General features: G+C 66.1%; 7 protein-coding genes. 1 reads left to right on the top strand and 6 read right to left on the bottom strand.

Annotated features, from left to right (window positions below):
* Positions 1-181 precede the first annotated feature (181 nt).
* From J2X01_RS21835 to J2X01_RS21820, 4 genes are all read right to left on the bottom strand, one after another.
* The gene (locus tag J2X01_RS21835; protein WP_310062626.1) at positions 182-1,057 is read right to left on the bottom strand and encodes a DUF427 domain-containing protein; all 876 of its coding nucleotides are present in this window, start codon (positions 1,055-1,057) and stop codon (positions 182-184) included.
* A gap of 86 nt (positions 1,058-1,143) precedes the next feature.
* Entirely contained in the window at positions 1,144-1,749 is a 606-nt protein-coding gene (locus J2X01_RS21830; RefSeq protein WP_310062624.1) for a TetR/AcrR family transcriptional regulator, read from the bottom strand.
* 81 nt (positions 1,750-1,830) lie between these two features.
* On the bottom strand, positions 1,831-3,159 hold the full coding sequence (gene paaK, locus J2X01_RS21825) for a phenylacetate--CoA ligase PaaK (RefSeq protein WP_310062622.1): 1,329 nt from the start codon (positions 3,157-3,159) through the stop codon (positions 1,831-1,833).
* 16 nt (positions 3,160-3,175) lie between these two features.
* Positions 3,176-3,709 (bottom strand): hotdog fold thioesterase, encoded by a 534-nt coding sequence (locus J2X01_RS21820; protein WP_310062620.1) that lies wholly within the window; start codon positions 3,707-3,709, stop codon positions 3,176-3,178.
* Positions 3,710-3,931: 222 nt separating this feature from the next.
* Between J2X01_RS21820 and J2X01_RS21815 the strand changes: the two genes are divergently transcribed.
* Positions 3,932-4,381, top strand: a complete 450-nt coding sequence (locus J2X01_RS21815; protein WP_310062616.1) for a cupin domain-containing protein — start codon at positions 3,932-3,934, stop codon at positions 4,379-4,381.
* 77 nt (positions 4,382-4,458) lie between these two features.
* On the opposite strand, the gene J2X01_RS21810 is transcribed toward J2X01_RS21815, so the two are convergent.
* Together J2X01_RS21810 and J2X01_RS21805 are read right to left on the bottom strand one after the other, a co-directional pair.
* Positions 4,459-5,655: an acyl-CoA dehydrogenase family protein gene (locus tag J2X01_RS21810; protein WP_310062613.1), complete on the bottom strand. Its 1,197-nt coding sequence runs from the start codon at positions 5,653-5,655 to the stop codon at positions 4,459-4,461.
* A gap of 3 nt (positions 5,656-5,658) precedes the next feature.
* Complete coding sequence (locus J2X01_RS21805; protein WP_310062609.1) at positions 5,659-6,153, bottom strand: MaoC/PaaZ C-terminal domain-containing protein; 495 nt, start codon at positions 6,151-6,153, stop codon at positions 5,659-5,661.
* Positions 6,154-6,331 lie beyond the last annotated feature (178 nt).

Below are 6,331 nucleotides of genomic sequence, written 5' to 3'. Positions count from 1 at the left end.
AAAGAAACAGTGAAGGGCCCACAACGTGATCCCCAGCGTCCGGCTAGCGCACGGCCTGAAAGAACCATAGAGACACGGCGTTGACAGGCGACCACAGGCACATTTTCAGCCCGGAACGGGCGTCCGACAAGGACATATTGGCTAGCGCCGTTATTAGTCAGCGAAACGCCTGCCGAGGGCCTCAGGGTGCCACCGGACCGCTCGGGCCACTCGGACCGTCCGGGCGGGACCACGGCGACACGGGGCGGGGCTGCAGAACACCTCCCACCGTCAGGTCGACGCGCTCGTTGAAGAAGCTGATGAGGCCGTGGATCTGGGCGGCGTCGAGGAACCGCCGGTCGTAGCCCCACGCGATGTTCCGGCCTTTCCCGGAGCCCGGGTAGCTCCAGTAGCTGGCCTCGCCCTTGTATGGGCAGACGGTCCGCTTCGGACTCTCCTCCAGCAGGTCCAGCCGCACGTCCGCGGGCGGGATGTAGTACCGCACGGGAAGCAGCGTCTCGTAGAGCAGCTGTGCGCCGTTCGTGCGGGCCAGGCTCACGCCGTCGAGCGCCACCTCCACGTCCACGGACGAAGCGCGGATGTCCACGCGGTGGAACGGGTCCCGGGGATGGCCGATGATCTCCTCATCGTCCTCGAGCCAGTTGAAGGGGTTGAAATTCAGCACGACATAGCCGGCCAAATCGGGGTCCTCGGGCCGGAAAGCGGCGCGGGACGCCGTCGTTGTTGCCGTCACGACGTCGAGCTCCTCGCCGGCGATGGTGTGCCTGCCAAATGCCGTTTGAGGGTCGAGCGTCGTCGGGGCCGCGCCTTCCCGAAGCGCGAACGGGTGCTCCTCGACCGGGGCCGCCGGCAGGGCCGGTGCGGTGAGCTCGGCGTGCAGTTCCTGCTCGGGCACGGCAAAGATGGGGGTGATCCGCCGCGGTTCCCACACCAGGCAGGCCTGCAGTGTGTCGACGACGGTGTCCCGGCCGAGACTCGCACGGACCCTTTTGGCAGTGGGCTCGTAGCGCAGCTGGGGAATTGTGCCCATGATCAGCTGGGATAATTTTGTGGCCATCCCACCAGCGTGGCCTCGGCGCCGGGCGCCGTCAATGGGCTTCTGCGCGGCCGCAAACGGCGGCGCAGCGCAGGCGCGGGACCGCCCTAGCGCGGGACGTGGAGGCCGTTGAAGGCCATGGTGATGACGTCGTCGGCCAGTTTCTCGGGGGAGAGGGAACCGCCGGGTTTGTACCACTCGACGATGGAGTTGATCGTGCCGAAGAGCAGCCGGGTGACGGTGCGCGGGTCGATGTCCTGCCGGAGCGAGCCCTCGTCGCGGGCGGCGGAAATCAGGGCCGCGACCTTGTGGTCGAAGGTGCGCCGGCGTTCCATCGCGTCGCGTTCGATCTCGGTGTTGCCGCGCAGGCGCAGCAGCAGGGTGACATAGGGCAGCCGTTCCACCAGCACGGAAATGGTTTCGCGGAGGACGAATTCGAGCCGGGCCTCGGCGGTGCCGGTCTTGGCCTGCGGCTGCTCCAGGATGGCTTCAAGGCCGCCCAGGGCGTGGTCCAGCGCGAGTTTCAGGAGGTCACCCTTGGACGGCACATGGTGGTAAATCGCGGACTTTGAGATGCCCAGGTTTTCAGCGAGGATGCCCATGGAGGTGGCGTCGTAGCCGTGGCGGTTGAACACGTCGACGGCGATCAGCAGCACCGACTGCTGGTCATAGCCGGGACGGCCGCGCTTGGTGCTGGGTGCTGTGGTGGGCATGGTCGCTGGTTCTCACTGTCTGGAGATGGGCCAGCCCGCCGGGGCCCGGATGGGCCGCCCGGCGGGCTGGACACGAGGTGGTCAGGCCTTGGGGCGCATGTCGTAGATCCGGCGGAGCTTGCCGTTGGACCGCTCCAGGGAGCCGGGCTCGACGACGTTGACCGTGCAGGAGGAGCCGACGTGGATCTTGATCTGCTGCTGCAGGGCCTTGGCGGCCGACGCGATGCCCTCTGCCGTGACGGACTCGCGGCGTTCGATCTTGACGGTCAGCTGGTCCATCCGCTGGCCTTCGGGGCGGGTGAGCTCGAGCTGGAAGTGCGGGCTCAGCTCGGGGATGCGCAGGGCGATCTCCTCGATCTGCGACGGGAACAGGTTCACGCCGCGCAGGATGATCATGTCGTCGCTGCGGCCGGTGATCCGGCCCATCCGGCGGTGCGCCGGGCGGGCGGTGCCGGGCAGCAGGCGGGTGAGGTCCTTGGTGCGGTACCGGATGATCGGCAGCGCCTCCTTGGTGAGCGAGGTGAAGACCAGTTCGCCGGGTTCGCCGTCGCCCAGTACCACGGAGGGGTCGAAGGCGTCGATGATTTCGGGGCGGAAGTGGTCCTCCCAGATGTGGCTGCCGTCCTGGGTTTCCACGGCCTCGCCGGCGACGCCGGGCCCCATGACCTCGGAGAGCCCGTAGATGTCACAGGCCTTGATGTTCATCATCACTTCGAGCTCGTGGCGCATTTCCTCGGTCCACGGCTCGGCACCCAGCACGGCGTACCTGAGCGAGGTGGAGGTCGGGTCGATGCCCTGCTTCATCATCGCGTCGGCAATGGTCAGCAGGTAGGTCGGCGTCGCCAGAATCGCGTCCGGCTTGAAGTCCTGGATGAGCGTGATCTGGCGTTCGGTCTGGCCGCCCGAGATAGGGATGACCGTGCAGCCGAGGGCCTCGGCGCCGGCGTGGGCACCCATGCCGCCGGTGAACAGGCCGTAGCCGTAGGCGTTGTGGACCTTCATGCCCGGGCGGACGCCGGAGGCGCGCAGCGAGCGTGCCACGAGCTTGGCCCAGTCGGCGAGGTCCTTCTTGGTGTAGCCGACGACGGTGGCGCGGCCGGTCGTGCCGGAGCTGGCGTGGATGCGGGCCACCTCGTGCTGCGGCACGGCGAACATGCCGAAGGGGTACTCCAGGCGGAGGTCCTCCTTCGTGGTGAACGGGAACTTGCCCAGGTCGGAGAGCTCGCGCAGGTCCGTCGGGTGGACGCCGGTCTCGTCGAACTTGCGCTTGTACAGGGGAACGCGGTCGTAGGCGTAGGCCACGGTGTGCTGCAGGCGGCTGAGCTGCAATGCCTCGAGCTCGTCGCGGGAGATGGTTTCTTCGCGGTCCAGGACGGCGTCACTGGTGGTTGCGACGGTTTCTTGGGTCATCTGGGGTTCCCTGTTTCTATTTCTTGGAGATGGTGCGGCTGCGGCCGCGGAACTCGGCGACGAGTTCGCCCGGGAGGATATCGGTGGGGAGTTCGCCCGGGACCGTGGTGGCGGGAGGCGTGGCTGCGGGCGCCGAGCCGGCGGAGGCCGGAGTCTCAGTGACCGTGCCGGGATCGGCGGCATAGATCTGGACGTCGTAGAGGCCGCTGCGTCCGGTGCTGGCGCGGCGGTTGGCGACGGCGGTCAGAATCTGGCCGCGGAAGGCGGGCTTGAGGAAGTTGATGTCGACGCCGGAGGCCACGGTGATGTTGCCCTCGTCAGCCGGGCTCGGGGTGGTCTGGTTGCAGGCCAGCGCGAAGGCTGTGTCGCCGAAGGCGAAGATCATTCCGCCGTGGGCCATGCCGAATCCGTTCAGCATTTCCTGCCGGAGCGCCATGCGGATCGTGGCATGTCCGTCGTCCAGCGCCACTACTTCAATGCCCATCCACTCCGAGGCGTAGTCGTCTTTAAGGATGGGGTGGGTGTCACCGGAAACCGTCGATCCAGCCATGCGTCATTGCCTCCAGCTTTATTTACCGAATGTTCATTAGGTAATCCCATTATGGCGCCTTCTGTCAAGGGCGGCGGTCGGATGTTGCTCCCGGCGGGACCGTGGAAGCTCAACGAACAAGCGTACGTCTTGACTCCGGGATGCGGAGGCAACATACTGAAGTCGGGCCCCGGCTGCGACGACGAAACCGGCGGCAACTCAAAAACCTCAGGAGGATCTGCCATGACTGAAGTGGCCTTTGACATCAACCGCAACGTGGACCTGTTCCGGGTGAACCGGGCCGACGAACTGGCGTCCGCACCCGGCCAGACGCTGAATGCCCGCCGTATCTCCGGCGTCAGTAAGGAAAACAGCCCGGTTGAGCGCCTCTGGTTCGGCAAGGTCTACACCGGTCCCGGCGAGATCTCGGATGCGCACCACCACGGCGAGGCCAACACGGGGGGCTATGTGTTCAAGGGCCGGGGCTTCATCCGCTACGGCGAGGGCTACAGCCAGATCGTCTACCTCAATGAGGGTGACTTCGTCTTCGTGCCGCCGTTCATGCCGCACATCGAAGGCAATGCCAGCAAGACCGAGGAACTGATCTGGATGACCACCCGGACGCCGGACAACATCGTCGTCAACCTGCACGACCAGGACATCGTGGACCTCGAAATCGACTACAGGTCCTAGGTCTTTCAGACACAACCGCAAGGAAAGGGGCGGCTGCCGGAAGGCAGCCGCCCCTTTCTGTGTGTGCGCCGCGTGCTTTAGAAGGACCGGGGGAGTCCCAGATGCTTCTCGCCGATGTAGTTGCGGGTCATCTCGTCTGTCAGCGGCGCGAAGGTGTAGAGCCGGGCATCACGGAAGTAGCGCTGCATCGGCAGCCCGCGGAAAAACCCCCAGCCGGCCATAACGCGCATCCCGACGTCGGTGGTGGTGGTCGCAGCGTCCGAGGCGGCAAGCTTCGCCAGCGCGGACCAGGTCTCATTCGTGCCCGGGCCGGAGTCGGACGCTTCCGCTGCCTGCCGCAGCAGCAGCCGGGCCGATTCGATCTTGACGCTGGCATCCACCAGGCTGTGCTGGAGGCCCTGGAAGGAGCCCACCGGGCGGCCGAACGCCTCCCGCTCGCGGGCCCAGCCGATGGCCGTTTCCATGGCTCCGCGGGCAATTCCCAGGGCCACGGCGGCGCCGTTGAGGCGCTCGCCGTTGAGCGTATCGAGAACCTGCCGGAAGCCCTTGTCGATTTCGCCCAGGATGTTCGCAGCCGGGACGCGGACGTCGTCGAGGTAGACGTCGCACTGCGCCAGGCCCCGGATGCCCACGGTGTCGATGACTTCCGTCCGGATCCCCGGGGTGGAACGCGGGACGAGGAACATGGTGATGCCGTCGATCGCGGAGCGTGCCGTTTCGCTGGTCCGGGCCAGGATGATGAGGTAATCCGCATCCATGGCACCGCCGATCCATTTCTTCTGTCCGGAGAGGGAGTAGCTTCCGTCCTCCCGGCGGACGGCGCGGGTCTTCATGGCGCGGGCGACGTCGGTGCCGCCGTCGGGTTCGCTCAGTCCGAAGGACATCTTGGCTTTCCCGGCGTGCAACGGTGCCAGGAACTCCTCCTGCTGCTGGTGGTTGCCGTAGCTGTGCAGCAGCTGGACGCCCATGTACTGGACCACCATGCTGACTCCCACGGAGGTTGGTCCGGCTCCGAGTTCCTCGAGGACGACGGCCTGCGCCTGGTGCCCCGGCCCGGGTCCGTGCAGTTCGCCGTCGAGCTTCACCAGGCCGGCGGCGGCAATCTCGTGGAAGAGCTCGACGTCGTACTCCTCCGCCTCGTCGAACTTATTGAGCCGTTCCGGGGTGACATGCTCGGCAAGCATGGCCCGGACGCGGCTCCGCAGCGCTGCAAATTCGGCGGGCTCGGAGATCTCGGCCGGCGGGGCCGGGCGGAAATTGTCCTGGATTGTCATGGCCTACTTCCTTTTCATGATGAAGCTGCTGCTGAACGTCATGACGGTGGAGTCATCCTGCTTCAGCACTGAGTAGTTGATCTTCCAGATCCCCTGGTCCGGCTTCCTGGTCTCACGGGCCAGCTCCACGGTGGCGCTGACGTGGATGGTGTCGCCGATGAACACGGGGGCCAGGGCGCGGACCTCATCCAGCCCGAGCCAGGCCACCACGTTGCTGAAGTAGCCGGTCTGGGTCATCAGTCCCAACCCCAGTGACATGGTCAGGGGGCCGTGGGCGATGCGCTGGCCGAACGGCGTCGTGGCCGCGTACGTCTCATCCAGATGCAGCGAGACGAGGTCGCCAGTGAGCCCGGCCCACTGGACCAGGTGCGCATCAGTGATGGTCATGCCCGCTGTTCGGATCACATCGCCTGCCACCAGGTCTTCCCAGTAGTGGTCGGGGCGTCCCTTGGGAAGCGGCAGGGTGGTGCTGGCTGGCCGGGCGTCGTTGCCGTGCATGGTTCTCCTGTTCGGGGTCAATGAGGACGGATGCCTTGGGGGAATCGTAAGTCCACCTGCCCTAAGACTAGACTAGCGAACGCTTGTTCGTATACTAGTAGAGGACAACAATTCTTATTCCTGGAGGCTCATCATGACTGAAGCTACGATCGCCGCACCCGCGCCGGCGCCGGAAGTC

It is taken from the genome of Arthrobacter ginsengisoli (genome assembly GCF_031456935.1).
Classification (GTDB): Bacteria; Actinomycetota; Actinomycetes; order Actinomycetales; family Micrococcaceae; genus Arthrobacter; species Arthrobacter ginsengisoli.
Note: the sequence above shows the minus strand (reverse complement) of the source record. Positions and strands in the feature narration are given on the sequence as shown.